Source organism: Trinickia symbiotica, from assembly GCF_002934455.1.
GTDB lineage: Bacteria > Pseudomonadota > Gammaproteobacteria > Burkholderiales > Burkholderiaceae > Trinickia > Trinickia symbiotica.
This window is the reverse complement of sequence record NZ_PTIR01000010.1, coordinates 58,510-77,503: the sequence shown is the minus strand read 5'-3', so window position 1 is coordinate 77,503 and position 18,994 is coordinate 58,510. Positions and strand designations below refer to the sequence as shown.

Annotated in this window: 19 protein-coding genes; all 19 read right to left on the bottom strand. The window is 63.3% G+C overall.

Annotated features, from left to right (window positions below; genetic code table 11):
* Nucleotides 1–85: 85 nt before the first annotated feature.
* On the bottom strand, nucleotides 86–961 hold the full coding sequence (gene atpG / locus B0G57_RS15890) for a F0F1 ATP synthase subunit gamma (RefSeq protein WP_026229794.1): 876 nt from the start codon (nucleotides 959–961) through the stop codon (nucleotides 86–88).
* A gap of 73 nt (nucleotides 962–1,034) precedes the next feature.
* The gene (gene atpA, locus B0G57_RS15885; RefSeq protein WP_018441379.1) at nucleotides 1,035–2,576 is read right to left on the bottom strand and encodes a F0F1 ATP synthase subunit alpha; all 1,542 of its coding nucleotides are present in this window, start codon (nucleotides 2,574–2,576) and stop codon (nucleotides 1,035–1,037) included.
* Nucleotides 2,577–2,712: 136 nt separating this feature from the next.
* Nucleotides 2,713–3,252, bottom strand: coding sequence for a F0F1 ATP synthase subunit delta (locus tag B0G57_RS15880; protein ID WP_018441378.1), 540 nt, complete (start codon nucleotides 3,250–3,252; stop codon nucleotides 2,713–2,715).
* Between the two features lie 2 nt (nucleotides 3,253–3,254).
* Entirely contained in the window at nucleotides 3,255–3,725 is a 471-nt protein-coding gene (locus B0G57_RS15875; RefSeq protein ID WP_018441377.1) for a F0F1 ATP synthase subunit B, read from the bottom strand.
* A gap of 140 nt (nucleotides 3,726–3,865) precedes the next feature.
* Nucleotides 3,866–4,135, bottom strand: coding sequence for a F0F1 ATP synthase subunit C (atpE, locus tag B0G57_RS15870; protein ID WP_007180033.1), 270 nt, complete (start codon nucleotides 4,133–4,135; stop codon nucleotides 3,866–3,868).
* A gap of 74 nt (nucleotides 4,136–4,209) precedes the next feature.
* Nucleotides 4,210–5,058: a F0F1 ATP synthase subunit A gene (gene atpB / locus B0G57_RS15865; RefSeq protein ID WP_018441376.1), complete on the bottom strand. Its 849-nt coding sequence runs from the start codon at nucleotides 5,056–5,058 to the stop codon at nucleotides 4,210–4,212.
* Between the two features lie 143 nt (nucleotides 5,059–5,201).
* A complete protein-coding gene (locus B0G57_RS15860; protein ID WP_181321766.1) occupies nucleotides 5,202–5,735 on the bottom strand; it encodes an ATP synthase subunit I in 534 nt (177 codons plus the stop codon).
* A gap of 215 nt (nucleotides 5,736–5,950) precedes the next feature.
* On the bottom strand, nucleotides 5,951–7,057 hold the full coding sequence (locus tag B0G57_RS15855) for an SLC13 family permease (RefSeq protein WP_026229793.1): 1,107 nt from the start codon (nucleotides 7,055–7,057) through the stop codon (nucleotides 5,951–5,953).
* A 76-nt stretch (nucleotides 7,058–7,133) separates the two neighbouring features.
* On the bottom strand, nucleotides 7,134–8,024 hold the full coding sequence (locus B0G57_RS15850; RefSeq protein ID WP_026229792.1) for a ParB/RepB/Spo0J family partition protein: 891 nt from the start codon (nucleotides 8,022–8,024) through the stop codon (nucleotides 7,134–7,136).
* A gap of 40 nt (nucleotides 8,025–8,064) precedes the next feature.
* Entirely contained in the window at nucleotides 8,065–8,835 is a 771-nt protein-coding gene (locus B0G57_RS15845; RefSeq protein ID WP_018441372.1) for a ParA family protein, read from the bottom strand.
* Between the two features lie 72 nt (nucleotides 8,836–8,907).
* A complete protein-coding gene (rsmG, locus tag B0G57_RS15840) occupies nucleotides 8,908–9,618 on the bottom strand; it encodes a 16S rRNA (guanine(527)-N(7))-methyltransferase RsmG (RefSeq protein ID WP_018441371.1) in 711 nt (236 codons plus the stop codon).
* Nucleotides 9,615–11,579 (bottom strand): tRNA uridine-5-carboxymethylaminomethyl(34) synthesis enzyme MnmG, encoded by a 1,965-nt coding sequence (gene mnmG, locus B0G57_RS15835; RefSeq protein ID WP_018441370.1) that lies wholly within the window; start codon nucleotides 11,577–11,579, stop codon nucleotides 9,615–9,617. Before mnmG ends, rsmG begins: the two co-directional genes overlap by 4 nt.
* Before the next feature lie 235 nt (nucleotides 11,580–11,814).
* Nucleotides 11,815–12,573 carry an ABC transporter ATP-binding protein gene (locus B0G57_RS15830; RefSeq protein ID WP_018441369.1) on the bottom strand — a complete coding sequence of 253 codons (759 nt, stop codon included), beginning with the start codon at nucleotides 12,571–12,573 and terminating at the stop codon, nucleotides 11,815–11,817.
* A 2-nt stretch (nucleotides 12,574–12,575) separates the two neighbouring features.
* Nucleotides 12,576–14,378, bottom strand: a complete 1,803-nt coding sequence (locus tag B0G57_RS15825) for a branched-chain amino acid ABC transporter ATP-binding protein/permease (protein ID WP_018441368.1) — start codon at nucleotides 14,376–14,378, stop codon at nucleotides 12,576–12,578.
* Nucleotides 14,375–15,433 (bottom strand): branched-chain amino acid ABC transporter permease, encoded by a 1,059-nt coding sequence (locus tag B0G57_RS15820; RefSeq protein WP_018441367.1) that lies wholly within the window; start codon nucleotides 15,431–15,433, stop codon nucleotides 14,375–14,377. The genes B0G57_RS15825 and B0G57_RS15820 overlap by 4 nt, the downstream gene beginning before the upstream one ends.
* Nucleotides 15,434–15,435: 2 nt before the next feature.
* Nucleotides 15,436–16,593, bottom strand: a complete 1,158-nt coding sequence (locus tag B0G57_RS15815) for an ABC transporter substrate-binding protein (RefSeq protein WP_018441366.1) — start codon at nucleotides 16,591–16,593, stop codon at nucleotides 15,436–15,438.
* 32 nt (nucleotides 16,594–16,625) lie between these two features.
* Nucleotides 16,626–17,045 (bottom strand): hypothetical protein, encoded by a 420-nt coding sequence (locus B0G57_RS31380; RefSeq protein ID WP_189595312.1) that lies wholly within the window; start codon nucleotides 17,043–17,045, stop codon nucleotides 16,626–16,628.
* Nucleotides 17,046–17,090: 45 nt separating this feature from the next.
* Nucleotides 17,091–18,062 carry a branched-chain amino acid ABC transporter permease gene (locus B0G57_RS15810; RefSeq protein WP_018441364.1) on the bottom strand — a complete coding sequence of 324 codons (972 nt, stop codon included), beginning with the start codon at nucleotides 18,060–18,062 and terminating at the stop codon, nucleotides 17,091–17,093.
* Complete coding sequence (locus tag B0G57_RS15805; RefSeq protein ID WP_018441363.1) at nucleotides 18,062–18,946, bottom strand: branched-chain amino acid ABC transporter permease; 885 nt, start codon at nucleotides 18,944–18,946, stop codon at nucleotides 18,062–18,064. Before B0G57_RS15805 ends, B0G57_RS15810 begins: the two co-directional genes overlap by 1 nt.
* Nucleotides 18,947–18,994: the final 48 nt, after the last annotated feature.

Genomic DNA, 18,994 nt, shown 5'->3' with positions numbered 1-18,994 from the left:
CTTTAGATACTCAATTCTTCACTCGCGCAAAGGCGCTGTCTCGAGCTGGCGTCGTCCGTGACGACGGCTCATCGCGAGAGCCGCGTCACACCGCGGCGGCGCCGCCGACGATCTCCGACAATTCCTTCGTGATCGCGGCCTGGCGGCTCTTGTTGTACGACAGCTGCAGCTCGCTGATCACGGTCTTCGCGTTGTCCGACGCGGCCTTCATCGCCACCATGCGCGCCGACTGCTCGGACGCCATGTTCTCCGCGACGGCCTGGTAGACGAGCGCCTCGACATAGCGGACGAGCAACTCGTCGACGACGGTCTGCGCATCCGGCTCGTAGATGTAGTCCCAGGTCGAGCGCGGCGTCGACTCGTCGCCTTCGAAATGCTCGGCCGACAACGGCAGCAGCTGCTCGAGCACGGGCTCCTGCTTCATCGTATTGATGAAGCGCGTGTAAGCGAGGTACACGGCCGAGAGCTTGCCTTCCGAGTAGAGGTCGAGCTGCACCTTCACGGCGCCGATCAGCTTTTCGAGGTGCGGCGTGTCTCCGAGCTGCACGACGTGCGACACGACCTTCGCCCCGAAGCGGTTCAGAAACCCGAAGCCCTTGCCGCCGATGGCCGTGGCCTCGATCTTTTGGCCCTTCTGCTCGAGCTCCTTGAACTTTTGCACGGAGGCGCGCAGCACGTTCGTGTTGAGGCCACCGCACAGCCCCTTGTCCGTCGTGACGAGGATGAGGCCGGCCGCCTTCGCGCCCTCGTTCGGCACCATGAACGGGTGACGATACTCGGGGTTCGCGCGGCTCATGTGCGCAGCGATGTCGCGGACCTTCTCAGCGTATGGGCGGGCGGCGCGCATGCGCTCCTGCGCGCGGCGCATCTTCGATGCGGCCACCATCTCCATCGCTTTCGTGATCTTGCGCGTGTTCTGCACGCTCTTGATCTTGCCGCGGATTTCCTTCATTCCAGCCATTGCTTGCTCCCTGATCGAAGCCGCGCGCCGCCGGTAACAGCCGGCGCACGACTCGGGTCATTTGCCTCGCTGATCAATAAGCACCCGACTTCTTGAAGTCCTTCAGCGCGGCATGGAGCGCGCCCTCGTCGTCCTTCGACAAGTCCTTCGCGTCTTCGATGCGCTTGATGAGCTCGGCATGGCTCGTCTTCAGGTACTCACGCAGACCCTTCTCGAACGCCAGCACATCCTTCACATCGAGGTCGTCGAGGTAGCCGTTGTTCGCGGCGAAGAGCGCGACGGCGAGTTCCCACACTTGCAGCGGCTGATATTGCGGCTGCTTGAGCAGCTCCGTCACGCGGCGGCCGCGCTCGAGCTGCTTGCGGGTGGCTTCGTCGAGATCGGACGCGAACTGGGCGAACGCGGCGAGCTCGCGATACTGCGCGAGGTCGGTACGGATACCGCCCGAAAGCTTCTTGATGACCTTGGTCTGCGCGGCACCGCCGACGCGCGACACCGAGATACCCGCGTTGATCGCGGGACGGATGCCGGCGTTGAAGAGGTCCGTTTCCAGGAAGATCTGACCGTCCGTGATCGAGATGACGTTCGTCGGCACGAACGCGGTCACGTCGCCCGCTTGCGTTTCGATGACGGGCAGTGCCGTCAGCGAGCCGCTCTTGCCCTTGATTTCGCCGTTCGTGAACTTCTCGACGTACTCTTCCGAGACGCGCGCGGCGCGCTCGAGCAGACGCGAGTGCAGATAGAAGACGTCGCCCGGATACGCTTCGCGGCCCGGCGGACGGCGCAGCAGCAGCGAGATCTGACGATAGGCCCAAGCCTGCTTCGTCAAGTCGTCATAGATGATGAGCGCGTCCTGGCCGCGATCGCGGAAGTACTCGCCCATCGTGCAGCCGGCGTACGGCGCCAGGTACTGCATGGCCGCCGATTCCGAAGCCGATGCCGCGACGACGATCGTGTAATCGAGCGCGCCCGTCTCTTCGAGCTTGCGCACGACGTTCATGATCGACGATGCCTTCTGGCCGATCGCGACATAGATACAGATGAGGTCCTTGCCCTTCTGATTGATGATCGCGTCGATGGCGACGGCCGTCTTGCCGGTCTGGCGGTCGCCGATGATGAGCTCACGCTGGCCGCGGCCGATCGGCACCATCGAGTCGATCGATTTCAGGCCCGTCTGCACGGGCTGCGACACCGACTTACGCCAGATCACGCCCGGGGCAATCTTCTCGATCGCGTCGGTGAGCTTGGCGTTGATCGGGCCCTTGCCGTCGATCGGGTTACCGAGCGCGTCGACGACGCGGCCGATCAATTCGGGACCGACCGGCACTTCGAGAATGCGGCCCGTCGTCTTGACGATGTCGCCTTCCGTGATGTGCTCGTATTCGCCGAGAATCACGGCGCCGACGGAGTCGCGTTCGAGGTTCAGCGCGAGACCGAACGTGTTGCCCGGGAATTCGAGCATTTCGCCTTGCATCACGTCCGACAGACCGTGGATGCGCACGATACCGTCGGTCACGGAGATCACGGTGCCTTGGTTGCGAACGTCGGCGCTCGCTTCAAGACCCTGGATCCGGCTCTTGATCAGCTCGCTGATCTCAGAGGGATTGAGTTGCATTATTCGCTCCTGATGTTCAATTCTGTTGCATGCCGGGCGCGTCTATCCGCGTCGCCTGTTCCGCCTGTGTTCGTCTGTCGCGGCAGGGCCGCCGCCGCTTGTGCCGTTCGTCGCCGCTCATGGGCGTCGAGCGCCGTCAAACGGTCAGCGCAACCTGCATGCGTGCAAGCCGCGCGCGCACGGAGCCGTCGAGCACTTCGTCGCCGACGGTCACGCGCACGCCCCCGATCAGCGACGCGTCGACCTCGACTGTGGGCTTCAGCTTACGCTTGAATTTGCGTTCCAGACTCCCGACGAGCTCGGCGAGCGGCTCACCTTCGAGCGGAAATGCGCTGACGATCAGCGCGTCCGCCGCGCCTTCGCGAGCGTTTTTCAATTCTTCGAACTGCACGTCGATTTCGGGCAGCAGCGAGAGCCGATGGTTATCGACGAGCATCCGCACGAAATTCCTGACCTCGGGCGCATCCTTTTGCGGCGACTTCACCGCGGCGAGCAACAGCTCGACGACTTGCTCGCGCGTCACCTTCGGGCTCGTGGCGACCGACAGCACTTCGGGCAGACGCGCAACCTGTGCCAGCTCCTGCAGGAGAGCGGACCAGGCGGCGACGTCGCCGCGCTCGGCGACATCGAAGAGCGCTTCCGCGTACGGGCGAGCGATGGTTGCAAGTTCGGCCATGATCAGAGCTCGGTCTTCAGTTGATTGAGCAATTCGGCATGGGCCGCCTGATCGATCTCGCGCTTCAGGATTTGCTCGGCACCTTTGACGGCCAGCGCGGCGACTTCGGCGCGCAACGCTTCACGAGCCTTGACGACTTGCTGCTCGGCATCGGCTTTCGCCTGCGCGACGATGCGGGCCGCCTCGGCCTGCGCGTTGGCCTTGATCTCGTCGGCCACGGCAAGCGCGCGCTTCTCGGCGTCGGCGATGCGCTGCTGGCCTTCGTTGCGCGCGGAGGCAAGCTCCTGGTCGACGCGCTTGTGCGCGGCTTCGAGCTCCGTCTTGCCCTTTTCGGCCGCCGCGAGGCCGTCTGCGATCTTCTTCGCGCGCTCGTCGAGCGCGTTGACCAGCGGCGGCCACACGAACTTCATCGTGAACCACGCGAGGATCAGGAAGACGACCATTTGCGCAAACAGGGTTGCGTTCAGATTCACGGTGTTTCCTCAAATGTTGCTGATACGGAAAGTGAAACGGTAAGGCGCTCATCGATATCGCGATCGATCAGCGCCTCTCATTCCGTTTCGCCCCTGCGCCGCGCTCCCAATCGACGCGGCGCAAACTCCCCCCGGAAACGTCAGCCCGCGAGCTTCGAGAGCAGCGGGTTCGCGAACGCAAACAGCATTGCCACACCGACGCCGATCAGGAACGCCGCGTCGATCAGACCAGCGAGCAGGAACATCTTGGTCTGGAGCGGGTTCATCAGTTCAGGCTGACGGGCGCAGGCTTCGATGTACTTGCCGCCCATGAGACCGATACCGATACAGGCGCCGATTGCACCCAGGCCGATGATGATGCCGATACCGATGGCGGTCAGACCTTGGATGTTGGCGATGAAAGCTTGCATGATCACTCCTTTGTAAAAGACTTTTTAGAACTGGATTTAGGGAAACGAAAAGAATCCGCTTTGCACGCCTTCGCTTAGTGCTTGTCGTGCGCCTGGCCGATATACACGAGCGTCAGCATCATGAAGATGAACGCTTGCAGCAAGACGATCAGGATGTGGAAGATCGCCCAGACGCTGCCCGCGATCACGTGTCCGATGAAGCCGAGCACGCTGGTGTCGGCGCCGAACGTCCAGAGGCTGCCGAGCAACGCAATGAGCAGGAAGAGCAGCTCGCCCGCGTACATGTTGCCGAAGAGCCGCAGCGCCAGCGAAACCGTCTTGGCGACGTATTCGATGATGTTCAGCGCGAGGTTGGGAATCCAGAGCAGCGGATGTCCGCCGAACGGTGCGGAGAGCAGCTCATGGGCGAATCCGCCGGGACCCTTGATCTTGAAGTTGTAGTAGAGCATCAGCACGAATACGCCGAGCGCGATGCCGAAGGTGCCGTTGAGGTCCGCCGTCGGCACGATGCGATGATGCGAGATCACGTTCGACAAGCCGAGCCAGCCGATGATGCGCCCGGGCAGATCGACGGGAATGAAGTCGAGCGAGTTCATCAGCGCGACCCAGATGAAGACGGTCAGCGCGAGCGGCGCGATGAAGGTGCGGTTGCCGTGGATGATCGACTTCGACTGGTCCTCGACCATCTCGACGAGCATCTCGACCGCGCATTGAAAGCGCCCCGGCACGCCCGGCGTCGCCTTGCGCGCCGCGAGCCTCAGCAAGACGATCGTGACGAGACCACAGACGATCGACCAGAAAAGCGTGTCGAGATTCCAGACGTGGAAGTCGATGATCGACGTCTGATGTCCGGTGGACAGGTTCTGCAAGTGGTGCGCAATGTACTCGGACGGATCCAAGTGCGTGCCTTCGTTCGCTGCCATATCGTTAATGCCACCCAAATTGTCGAAAATCGTTCGGGGCGGAGCGCCGGCACAGGCCGACCCCGCTGGAGAGGCCGGCCTCGCGCTCGCTCGGGAGCGGCGACGGCCGACTTCAACCTGCCTTCAATCCTTCCGGTACCGCTTCAATGCCAGGCGAGCGCGATCCAGTACGTCTTCAGCGCGATGAGATAGGTGACGATGAGCGGAAGCCACCGCACGTCGTGGTACCACAAGCCGATCGCGACGAACATCGCAACCGTCACCCCCATCTTCAGCGCTTCGCCGATCATCCAAGTGAGGATCGATGCGGACGCGCCTGCCTTCTTGAGACGTGCCGCGAACAACGCGCTCGGCACCCAACAAACCGCCCCACCCAGGAACGCCGACAGCGCAGCAGCGCCCGGCGGCTCGTAAAACAGCCACCAACACAACGTCGCGACCAGGGACAAAACCATTTGCGCCATCACGACCTTGAACGGCGTGACGCGCGATGGACGGCTCACGGTCGGGCCGAACAACTTCTCGGCTTCGGCCCGCGTGAGCGGAACGGTATTTATGTCTTGCTGCTCGGCATCCCACGCATCGTCGAAAGTTCGAGCATGACCGACGTTCGCGGTGGTGGGCGCGGTGTCGGGCGAGCGTGTCTCCTGCCTCTTTTTCGGCTGTTGATCCGCCATCGCCGTCATCCTGCAAAGACCCTTTCCTACCCGCCGCTTACATCGCGCGCACGGACTCTTCCGTCACGCCGCCTTTCGTCGTGCTTACGGGGTGCCTAGCTGATAAATCCGGGGGATTGTAAGCGATAGTTGCAGGCGATTCAAGACTTTAGCCGCGACGAAAATGAGCCGGAAAGCGTCCTTTCGACGGGGGCCGCGCAGCTGTCGATCGGCTTTCAACGCAGGGTCAGCAACCACGCGCCGAGTGCCCCGCCGATGACCCAGAACGGGATCGAGACGAGATGGAATCCAAGCCAGATCCCACGCTCACGGGCGAGCCTCACGGCGATCAGATTCGCGAGCGATCCGATGGCAATGCCGAAACCGCCGACGCTCACACCGAACGCGAGCGCTCGCCAATCCTTCGTGAACTCGGCCAGCATGATCGCCGCGGGGACGTTGCTGATGCCCTGGGAAAGCACGGCCGCCGAGAGATAGGCCGAAAGCGGCTTGCCGAGCTCGAACGTCGCGATCGTCTCGCGTATCGGCGGCAACGCCGCAACGCTGCGAAGCACGATGAACATGAGCACGAAAACGAGGAGCAGCACCCAGTCGATCTTCAGCACGGCATCGCGCCGCCAGACGAGAAAGCCGAGCGCGATGCCGGCAAGGCCGATGCCCGGATGGTGCGAATCGGCGAGCAGCACGAACGCGACGAAGAGCAGCGCCGCCGTTGCCGCATAGGCGCGGTCGACGCGCTCGGTCGGCGCATCGCGCGAGAGGTCGAGCGGCCGGCCCGCGAAGGTGCACGCCGCAAGGCCGTACAGCATCGCCATCAATACGGCGCAAAGCGGAGCGAGCGCAAGCACGAAGCGTCCGAACGAAACGCCGCTCGTCTGCCAGAGAAACAGGTTCTGCGGGTTGCCGAGCGGTGTCAGGATCGAGCCCGCGTTGACGGAGAGCGCCGCGAAGATCGTGAGCCGCTTGATGGGCAATGGGGTCAGGCGGTTCAGCGACAGCACGAGCGGCACGACGACGAAGAGCGCGACATCGTTCGTGACGAGCATCGACAGCACGGCGGCGAGCCCGATCAACAAGAACGCGAGCGCGCGTTCCGAATGCACGCGATGCACGACGCGATGCGCGAGCCACATCAGGAAGCCCGACAGCTCGACCGCTTTCGTCAATATCAAGAGCCCCGCGAGCGTCGTGACGGTCGGCCAGTCGACGAGGTGCGGCAATTCGCCCCATGCTTGTGGATGCCGCCACTGCAATGCGGCGAGCGCGACGACGAGCACGGACAGGATCGGCTCCTTCGCCACGAACGAAATGCATTGCCGCATGCGAAGCGGCCAGCTCGCGCGGGCGGGCCGCGCCTTGTCGGCTGCCGTCATGATCGAGGGCGACGTGCGCCGCGGCTCACGCCGCGGGCCCGCCGCGCAAGCGCGCGAGGATCCCCTCGAGCGCGTCGAGATCGCCGAAATCGATCTGGAGCTGACCGCGCCCGCGGCGGCCGAGCTTGATCTTCACGGAAGCCGCGAGCAGATCGGAAAGCTCCTCTTCGAGGCGCCGCGTGTCGCGCCCGCCGTCATGATGGTTGACGCGCGCCTTCACGGCCGGCTCGGCCTTCGTCGTCGCCGCGACGAGGCGCTCGGTCTCGCGCACCGACATCCCCTTGTTCACGACCTGGTTCGCGAGCGTGATTTGCGAAGCGGCATCCACGGCGAGCAGCGCGCGCGCGTGTCCCATGTCGAGATCGCCGGCGAGCAGCATGGTCTGCACGGGCGCCGCAAGGTTGAGCAGGCGCAGCAGATTCGAGACGGCGCTGCGCGAGCGCCCGACCGATTCAGCGGCCTGCTCGTGCGTGAACTGGAACTCGTCGAGCAGCCGCTGGATGCCCTGCGCCTCTTCGAGCGGATTCAAGTCCTCGCGCTGAATGTTCTCGATCAGCGCCATCGCGGCGGCGGCCTGGTCGGGCACGTCCTTGACGAGCACCGGCACTTCCTCGAGGCCCGCGAGATGCGCCGCGCGAAAGCGCCGCTCCCCCGCGATGATTTCGTACTTCTCGGCCGATACCGGGCGAACGAGTATCGGCTGCATCAAGCCTTGCGCACGGATGCTCGCGGCGAGCTCCTGCAAGCTGCCTTCATCCATGCGCGTGCGCGGCTGATACTTGCCGGCCTGCAGCCTCGCGAGCGGCAGCACGTTCGGCGCCCCTTCGCTTTTCGCGGCGGCCGTGATATCGGTGCTACCACCGAGCAGAGCCTCGAGACCGCGTCCCAATCCCTTCTTCTTCGCTACCGCATTCATGCTTTCCTCGCGTTTCCGCTTTTTCGTCTCGCGCGGCGCGTCAGAGCGCGCGCACGCGTTCAATCATCTCCGCGCCGAACTGCACATAGGCTTGCGCACCGCGCGACGCCCTGTCGAATACCACGCCCGGCAAGCCGTAGCTCGGCGCCTCCGCAAGCCGCACGTTGCGCGGAATCACCGCGTCGAACACCTTGTCGCCGAAGTGCTCCTTGAGCTGGTCGGAAACCTGTTGCTGCAGCGTGATGCGAGGATCGAACATCACGCGCAAAAGGCCGATGATCTTCAGATCGCGATTGAGATTCGCATGCACCTGCTTGATGGTGTTGACGAGGTCCGAGAGCCCTTCGAGCGCGAAGTACTCGCACTGCATCGGAATGACGACGCCGTGCGCCGCGCAGAGTCCGTTCAGCGTCAAAAGCGAAAGCGCGGGCGGGCAGTCGATCAAAATGAAGTCGTAGTCGCTCGCGACGTGTGCGATCGCTTCCTTCAATTGTCGCTCGCGGTTTTCCACGTCGACGAGCTCGATCTCCGCACCCGCGAGTTCGCGGTTCGCCGGCAGAACGTCGTAACCGACTGCGTCCGGCTTCTTGCGCGCATCGGCGACAGAGACACCGTCGACGAGCACTTCATAAACGGTGTTTTCGCACTCGGCCTTGTTGATGCCGCTACCCATCGTCGCATTGCCCTGCGGATCGAGATCGATCAGCAAGACGCGCTGCTCCTGCGATACGAGACTCGCGGCGAGGTTGACCGCCGTCGTCGTCTTACCCACACCGCCCTTCTGATTCGCGACGCAGAAGATTTTTGCCATCGTTTCCTGGATCCTCGGAGCTACTTCAGTTCTTCACCGCGCTTTTCTGCCGTGAGCCCTTGCCGCATGCCGTTAGCGCGAGCCGATCGGCTCGCCATGTTCGATCATCACCTCGACCAGATGCCGCTCCGCGTCGAGCGACGGCACCGCCAATCGGACGACTTGCATCGCGCGCGCATCGGTCGGCAGGCGTGAAATCTCCGCATCGGGGCGCACGCCTTTCATCGCCCAGATCGATCCTCGCGCGCTGACCAAGTGCCGCGAAAGTGTAACGAAATCGGCGAGCTCTGCGAATGCGCGCGAGACGATGGCGTCGAATTTTCCCGACACTTCGATGCCGGGACGCAGCGTTTCGACGCGCCCTGTCACCACCGAAACGTTGGCCAGCTTCAATTCGGCTTTGGCCTGCGCCTGAAAAGCCGTCTTTTTCTGCACGATGTCGTTGAGCGTGATCGCCCGCTCGGGAAACGCGATGGCCAGCACGATCCCGGGCAGCCCGCCACCCGATCCGACGTCGAGAATCGTCGCCCCCTCGCGCGCCGCGAGATGCGGCACGATCGAAAGCGAATCGAGAATGTGCTGGACGAGCATCTGGCGCGGATCGCGAATCGCCGTCAGGTTGTAGACGGTGTTCCACTTCGCGAGCAACGCCACGTAATCGAGGAGCCGCTCCACCTGCTCGTCGCTCAGAGCGATGCCGAGCGCGACCGCCCCGCCCCGCAACAGCTCATCGAGCGTATTTCGGTCGATCGCTTGCCGCGAATTCGGACGCGGCGCCGTCATTGCGCAACCGAAGCGGCGTCCGCGCCATGATCGTCGTTCGTGAGAGGCGCGGCGCGCCGACCGAGCCCTTTCTTCAGATGAACCATCAGCAGCGAGATCGTCGCCGGTGTGATGCCCGAAATGCGCGATGCTTGCCCGATCGTTTCCGGACGGAACTGATTGAGCTTTTGCCGCGCTTCGAACGACAGTCCACGCACCGCCATGTAATCGATGCCCTCCGGCAGGCGCGTGTTCTCGTTGGCCTCGTTGCGCTCGATCTCGTCGGCCTGGCGCTCGATGTAGCCTTGGTACTTCACGCCGATCTCGATCTGCTCCTTGATCTGAGCCAGCAATACCGGATCGTCCGCGAGCGGCTCGGCCGGGCCACACTCGCCGCCGCGCAGGCCACAGATCCCGTCATACGTCACGCCGGGGCGACGCAGCAGATCCGCGAGACTGTATTCGTGATCGATCGGCTTGCCGAGCAACGCCGTCGCTTCCTCGGCAGAAAGGGTCTTCGGGTTCACCCACGTCGCCCGCAGGCGCTCTGTTTCACGTGAAACAGCATCGCGCTTGCGCGAAAACGCGTCCCAGCGGACATCATCGACGACGCCAAGCTCGCGCCCGATCTCCGTCAGCCGCATGTCGGCGTTGTCCTCGCGGAGGCTGAGACGGTACTCGGCGCGGCTCGTGAACATACGATACGGCTCCGAAACGCCGCGCGTCACGAGATCGTCGACGAGCACACCGAGGTAGGCTTGGTCGCGCCGTGGGGACCACGGTGCCTTGTCGAGCACGAAGCAACCCGCGTTGATGCCGGCGAGCAAACCTTGCGCGGCGGCCTCCTCGTAGCCGGTCGTGCCGTTGATCTGCCCCGCAAAGAAGAGCCCTTTGATCGCCTTCGTCTCCAACGAGGCCTTCAGCGCACGGGGATCGAAGTAGTCGTACTCGATCGCATAGCCAGGACGCAGGATGTGTGCATTCTCGAGTCCGCGCATGGAGTGCACGAGCGCGAGCTGGACGTCGAACGGCAGGCTCGTCGAGATCCCGTTCGGGTAGAACTCGTTCGTCGTCAAACCTTCGGGCTCGAGGAAAATCTGGTGCGACGTCTTCGACGCGAATCGGTGAATCTTGTCCTCGATCGACGGGCAGTAGCGCGGCCCCACCCCTTCGATGACGCCCGTATACATCGGCGACCGGTCGAGCCCGCCGCGGATGATGTCGTGCGTCGCCTCGTTCGTATGCGTCACCCAGCACGGCAATTGGCGCGGATGCTGCTCCACATGGCCAAGGAAGGAGAATACGGGGATCGGATCGAGGTCGCCCGGTTGCTCTTCGAGCTTCGAAAAATCGATCGAGCGACCGTCGATCCGCGGCGGCGTACCCGTCTTCAGCCGACCTTGCGGCAGCTTCAGTTCCTTCAAGCGCGCCGACAGCGAAACGGCGGCCGGATCGCCGGCGCGGCCCCCCGTGTAGTTGTTGAGGCCGACGTGAATCTTTCCATCGAGGAATGTGCCAGCCGTCAGCACGACGGCGCGCGAGCGAAAACGGATGCCAACCTGCGTCACGGCACCGACGACACGATCCCCTTCGACCATTAAATCCTCGACGGCCTGCTGGAACAGCCAAAGATTCGGCTGGTTTTCGAGCCGATGACGAATCGCCTTCTTATAGAGCACGCGATCCGCCTGTGCGCGCGTGGCGCGGACTGCGGGCCCTTTCGACGAATTGAGAATTCGGAACTGGATGCCGGCCTCGTCCGTTGCGGCTGCCATCGCACCGCCCAGCGCATCGACTTCCTTGACCAAGTGGCCCTTGCCGATACCGCCGATTGACGGGTTGCAGCTCATTTGTCCGAGCGTTTCGATATTGTGTGTCAGCAGCAGCGCCTTCGCGCCCATGCGCGCGGAGGCCAAAGCGGCCTCCGTGCCGGCGTGGCCACCGCCGACGACGATGACGTCAAATTCTGTGGGATAAAGCATTGCGGATCCCGCGACGAGAATACGCGCGGGCCTGTCGAGAAAGGATATGCGCGAAATTATAGCGGGTTCGTCGGAGGAGCCGTGTTCTACGTTAAACAGCTAACGGAGGTTTCACGTGAAACAACCGTCTTCCGCTGGCGAAGCGGGCGCTCCGCGACACAGGCATCGCGGGCGAGCGGGACAATAGCGTGGGTGCGCATTATCCCAATCCGTGCCGCGCGAACTACCGGCCGGCTCACGCCGTCTTCTTCGCAAGCCCGAGATATGTCTCGACCACCCGAGGGTTATGCGCGAGCGCGTCGGCGTTGCCCGACAGCGCCACTTCCCCCGTTTCCAGCACGTAGCCGTAGTCGGAAATCTGCAACGCCGCGCGCGCGTTCTGTTCGATGAGGAGTATCGCCACGCCCGTCCGCCGCAACGCGCTGATGATATGGAAAATCTCTTTGACGATGAGCGGCGCCAACCCGAGGCTCGGCTCGTCGAGCATCAGGAGGTCGGGCTTGCCCATCAGCGCGCGCCCGAGCGCGAGCATTTGCCGCTCCCCGCCCGACAGCGTCGCGGCAGCTTGCTTCCGGCGCTCGGCGAGGCGCGGGAACAGCTCCAGGACGGTGTCGAGCTGATCCAGGAAATTACGGTCGCCTGCGCGCTTGCGGCGATAGGCGCCCAGCACCAGGTTGTCCTCGACCGTCATCGACGCGAACAATTCACGTTTTTCTGGTACCAGGCACATCCCACGTGCCACGCGCTTCTCGATGGGCAGCGCGGCGATGTCCTCACCGCCGTACCGGATATGCCCGACCGCAAGCCCTGCCGGCGGCAGCGCGCCCATGACCGCATTGAGCAGTGTGGACTTGCCCGCGCCGTTCGGCCCGATCACGCTGACGATCTGCCCACGGCAGACTTCGAGCGAGACGCCGTGCAGCGCCTCGACCTTCCCGTAGCGCACGGAGAGTTCCGACGCGGCGAGAATCGGCGTTGTCGCAGTTTCGTGCATGGCTACTCCACTCCGCCGAGATAGGCTTCCAGCACGGCCGGGTCGTTTTGAACTTCCCGCGGCAAACCGTGCGCGATGCGTGTGCCGAACTCCATGACGACGACTCTATCGGCCAGGTTCATGACGAAATCCATATCGTGCTCGACGAGCAAAATGCTCATACCCTCGGCCTTGAGCCTACGCAGCAACTCGCCAAGCCGCTGCTTTTCCTGGTACCGAAGCCCCGCGGCGGGCTCGTCGAGCAGCAGCAACACCGGATCGCAGCAAAGCGCACGGGCGATCTCGAGGATTCGCTGCTGCCCAAGGGCGAGGCTGCCCGCCTCGTCGTCCATATGCTGCTCGAGCCCGACGCGCCGGAGCTGGCTGGCGGCTTCGGCCAGCAAGCGACCCTCCTCGGCCGCGTTCAGCCGAGCGATGCTGCGCGAGATGCCAGTCGATCCGCGCAGGTGAGCGCCGAGTGTGACGTTCTCGAGCACCGTCATGCCGGGCACCAGCTTGACATGCTGAAACGTCCGGGCGATCCCGCGCCGCACGATTTCACGTGAACGGAGCGTGTCGATGCGCTCGCCGGCGAAGCGAATCGTGCCGCTCGTCGCGCGCAGGACGCCCGTCACAAGATTGAACGTCGTCGACTTGCCCGCACCGTTGGGTCCGATCAGCGCAACGATTTCGCCCGCCGCGACTTCGAAGCTGACGTCGTTGACCGCGACGAGCCCTCCGAACGTTTTGCGAACCCTGTCGACAACAAGCAAGGCTCCGCCCGTCGACGGTTTTGTGCGCTGCGGCAAAGCCGCGGCGGATGCGGGAGCGCGAGCCGACGGGTCGCGCGGAAACCAACGCGCGACGAACGGCCAAACGCCCTGCCTCGCATATTGCAGAAGCACAACCATGAGCACGCCGAAGACGATGATCTCGAAATTGCCGCTCTGGCCCAACAGCGTCGGCAACACGCTCTGCAGGTAGTCCTGCAGGACGGTGAGAATCGCCGCGCCGAGAATCGCACCCCAAACATGCGCGACGCCTCCCACGACGGCCATGAATAGATATTCGATTCCGTGATTTAGGCCGAACGGCGTCGGATTGACGGCTCGCTGCAGGTGCGCGTAGAGGAATCCGGAAATGGCGGCGAGCACGGCCGAATAGACGAAGATGACGATGCGCATCCATACCGTATCGACGCCCATCGCCTCCGCCATGACGCTGGCGCCGCGTAGCGCGCGAATGGCGCGACCGGGCCGGCTGTCGAGCAGGTTCTGCACGGAGATGACCGACATGAGCGCCACGGCCCAGATCAGGTAGTAGATGCCGCGGCCCGACGCCAGCGAGAGGCTGAAGAAGGACAGTGCCGGGATGCCGTTGATGCCGTCGTACTTGCCGAGCCAGTCTACGTTGCCAAAGATGTAATAGAGCGACAGGCCCCAGGCGATGGTGCCGAGCGGCAGAAAATGCCCGGAAAGGCGCATCGTCACGCCGCCGATGACGAGAGCAATGGCAGCCGTCAGCACGATACCGGCGATGAGCGCGAGCCACGGCGAGAGGGCAAAATTCGTCGTCAGATAGGCCGTGGCATAGGCGCCGATACCCACGAACGCCGCCTGCCCGAAACTCGTCATGCCGCCGATGCCCGTCAACAGCACGAGACCAATGGCGACGATCGAGTAGAGCCCGATGTAGTTGAAAAGCGTGATCCAGTACTCCGGGACGCGCACGGGCGCCGGCAGAACGGGCAGCAGGAAAATGACGACGAGAAAAAGCCAGAACGGCTTCTTGAGCGATGGGAGACGGTTCGCGCTCAAACGCTTCACTCCTCCTCCTCTTCTTCCACGCGGGGCCGCGTAACGCTGAGCCACAGCAGCACCGGGATGATCAGCGTGAAGACGATGATCTCCTTGTAGGCGCTCGCCCAGAACGACGAATACGATTCGAGCAGACCGACGAGCAGCGACCCCGCTGCAGCCAGCGGATAGCTCACGAGCCCCCCGATGATCGCGCCGACGAAGCCTTTCAAGCCGATCAGAAAGCCGGAGTCGTAGTAGATCGTCGTCAACGGCGCGACGAGCACGCCCGAGAGTGCACCGAGCCCGGCCGCGAGCGTGAACGCGAGCCGCCCGGCCTGCGCCGTCCCGATGCCGACGAGCCGCGCACCGAGGCGGTTGATCGACGTCGCACGCAGTGCCTTGCCCGAAATCGACCGGTCGAAATAGACGTAGAGCGCGACGATGAGCACCAGCGCGGTCACGACGACCCACAGGCTCTGCGCGGCCACCAAGAGGGTGCCCACGCTGAACGACGCATCGGAAAACGGCGTCGTACGTGAGCCTTCGGCGCCGAACATGAGCAGCCCGAGACCGACCATCGCAAAATGAACGGCCACCGCGACGATCAAGAGCAACAGCGTCGTCGCCTCGGCGATGGGCTCGTAAGCCAGCCGATAAATGAATGGCCCCATCGGCACGATGATGGCAAGCGTCAACGTGACCTGGACGATCATCGGCAGCGCGAGCGCGGCCAAATGCGCCGTCAACGCGTAGACCGCGAGCGGAAAGAGCAGATAGCGGCCGGCGCTGAGCGCAAGCGTTCGCGGCCAATGCCGACGCCGCTCCGGCCGCCGCACCACGCCGATCGTCTCGACGACGAAGCAGGCCACGCCGAGCGCGATCAACAGCAGTGCCGTCGGCGGGGCCTTGTTCGCTTGCAGCATCGCGAGCGTCAGCGCGCCATAGGAGACGAACTCGCCTTGCGGAATGAAGATGACGCGCGTGACCGAGAAGACGAGCACGAGCGCCAGCGCGAGCAGCGCGTAAATGGCGCCCGTCGTGATGCCGTCTTGCGCGAGGATGGCCGCGATCGATAAATCCATGCTTATTCGCCGATGACCTTCCATTTGCCGTCGACGATCTGCACGTAGACGCGCGCGCGTTTGTCGAGGCCGTTGTGATCGGTGGGCGTGATCGTCATGATTCCGTGCGAGACGGGCAGATCCTTGAGATTTTCGAGCGCGCCGCGCAGCGCCGTGCGGAACGCTTCGGTGCCCGGCTGCGCCGTCTGCAACGCGACAGGAATCGCCTTTTGCAGCATCTGGCCCGCGTCCCAGGCATGGCCGCCGAACGTGACGACAGAGCCCTTGCCGTACTCCGCTTCATAGGCCGTCTCGTACGCGAGCGCGGACTTCTTGACGGGATTCGAGTCGGGGAGCTGATCGGCGACGAGAATTGGACCGGCCGGCAGAATCTCGCCGTCGCAATCCTTGCCGCATACGCGCAGGAAGTCGTTGTTCGCAACGCCGTGCGTCTGATACACCTTGCCCTTGTAGCCCCGCTCTTTCAGCTCTTTCGCCGGCAACGCGGCGGGTGTGCCCGACGCCGCAATCAGCACCGCGTCGGGGCGCGCGGCGACGAGCTTCAGCACCTGTCCCGTCGTCGACGTATCGGTGCGGTTGTACTTCTCGTCGTCGACGACCTTCAGTCCATGCACGCTCGCCGCATGCTTGAACTCGGTGAGCCAGCTCTGGCCGTAGCCGTCGGCAAAGCCGATGAAGCCGACCGTCTTCACACCCGCTTTCGCCATGTGTTCGGCGATCGCATCAGCCATCAGACTATCGTTTTGCGGCGTCTTGAAAACCCACTTGCGCTTGTCGTCCATCGGCTCGACGATTTTCGCGGACGCGGCAAGCGAGATCATCGGCGTCTTGGCTGGCGCGACAACATCGATCATTGCGAGCGAGTTCGGCGTGACAGTCGAGCCGATAATCGCATCGACATGGTCTTCGTCGACGAGCTTGTGCGTATCCTGCACGGCCTTCGTCGTATCGGTCGCATCGTCGAGCACGATGTAATCGACGCGCTTGCCGCCGATCTCTTTCGGCAACAGTTCGATCGTGTTCTTTTCCGGGATGCCGAGCGAAGCGGCGGGCCCTGTCGTCGAGAGCACCACACCGATCTTCACTTGAGCGAACGCTGCGCCGGCGCCGCAAATCAAAGTGAGCGCAAAGCCGCCGCGCACCCATCGTTTTACCGTCATTCTCGATTCTCCAGATGCTTTTTTTCAGAGCGTTAAACGTAGCCGGCCAGCATGCCGGCCGACTTATTTCGGATTCCGAACGAAAGATCGTATCGTGAGGCGACCTTGCTTGCAGCAATGGTCGGATAAAAAATCACTGGAAAAGGCGAAGCATGGGCCGCTTCATCGGGCGAATGACGAAGCTGAATGCGGGAACGCGTGCAGCCGTGGGAAGCATCGCCGGGATTGTACGGCGCACGAGCGCTGGGCCGGATACGCTCGAGAATGGGCAATACGAGGGAGGGAAAGGCGGATGCACGAATCGAAGGCATAAAAGAAAAGCGCTGTTGGATTCCGTCCAACAGCGCTTTCTCGCGGGCACTTCGTGCCTCGACTGTCTCCTCGTTCTCCACCTGCAAATTCGGTGCATCAGAACTGGAACGAAGATTAAACGCCCCCGTCTGATGCGACAACCTAGCACTTTCCCTAGTGGTGCAAGCCCGCACGGAATTAGCGCATCAGGCCCGCAACGTTCGCACGCGTGCGACGACTTCGCCCACGATGCCGCGCCTGAATGCGAGCACGCAAGCGATGAAGATGAAGCCGATGACGATCGTCGTCGATTCGCCGAGCGTGCCGAACCACGTGATGCCCGTGATCGATGCGATGAACGAGCCGATGTCGCCGAGCCGGTCCTCGAGCGTCACGATGAGCGCGGCCCCGAGCAGCGGCCCGAACAGCGTACCCATGCCTCCCACGAGCGTCATCAGGATGACGAGGCCCGACATCGTCCAATGCGCGTCGCTGAGCGTTTCGAAGCCGAGCACGAGTACTTTCATCGCACCCGCGAGACCGGCGAGCCCCGCGGACAGCACGAACGCGAGCAGCTTGAAACGATCGGTGTCGTAACCGAGCGAAGTGGCGCGCGGCTCGTTTTCGCGGATCGCCGTCATGAGCTCGCCGAACGGCGAATGGACGATGCGCACGATGAGCAGGAACGCGAGCGCGATCACGACGAGCACGACGTAGTAGAGCGCGAGGTCCGACGAGAGGTTGACGAGGCCGAAGAGCGTCCCGCGCGGCACGCCTTGCAGGCCGTCCTCGCCATGCGTGAAAGGCACCTGCAGATAGATGAAGTAGATCATCTGCGCGAACGCGAGCGTCACCATCGCGAAGTAGATGCCCTGCCGTCTGATCGCGAAGAGGCCGACGACGAGACCGAGCAGCGTCGCGCTCGCCGTGCCGGCCAGCACGCCGAGAATAGGCGCAAGACCGAGCGACTGCATCGTGAAGCCCGTGACGTAGCCGGCCGTCGCGAGAAACATCGCGTGACCGAACGAGAGCAATCCTGTGTACCCGATGAGCAGATTGAAGGCGGCCGCAAAGAGCGCGAAGCAGAGCACCTTCATGACGAAGATCGGATAGACGCCGGCCCACGGCGCGATGAGAAGGCCCAAGAACAAAAGGCCGTAGAGCGCTTTTCTCTGCATCACCGTTCCTTGCCGAAAAGACCCGCCGGCCGCACGAGCAGCACGATCGCCATGATGACGAAGACGACGGTGGCCGACGCCTGCGGATAAAAGACGCGTGTGAAGCCTTCGATGACCCCGAGCATAAGGCCCGTGACGATCGAGCCCATGATCGAGCCCATTCCGCCGATTACGACGACGGCGAAAACGGTGATGATCATCGACTGGCCCATCAGCGGCGAAACCTGGATCACCGGTGCGGCGAGCACACCCGCGAACGCGGCGAGCGCGACGCCGAAACCGTAGGTGAGCGTGATCATGACGGGCACGTTGACGCCGAACGCCTCGACGAGCTTTGGATTTTCGGTGCCCGCGCGAAGATACGAGCCGATGCGTGTCTTCTCGATCACGAACCAGGTCGCGAAGCAGACGACGAGCGACGCGACGACGACCCACGCGCGATAGTTCGGCAAGTACATGAAGCCGAGATTCGTTGCGCCCGCAAGCAAATCGGGCACATCGTAAGGCTGACCCGACGATCCGTAGACTGAGCGGAAGACGCCTTCAATCACGAGCGTCAGGCCGAAGGTCAGCAAAAGCCCGTAGAGGTGATCGAGCCGGTAGAGCCAGCGCAGCATCGAGCGTTCGATCACGATGCCGAATGCGCCGATGACGAGCGGCGCAAGCACGATCATCGCCCAATAAGGCAGACCCAGATAGTTGAGCCCCATCCAGGCGAGCATCGCGCCGAGCATGAACAAGGCGCCATGGGCAAAGTTGATCACGTTGAGCATGCCGAAGATCACCGCCAGCCCGAGGCTCAGGATCGCGTAGAACGATCCGTTGACGAGCCCGAGCAGGAGCTGGCTCAACAACGCCTGCAACGGAATGCCGAAGATATCCATTGAACCTGCCTGCCGTCAAAGTCAAACCATGTAGCGTGGATCGGAGTA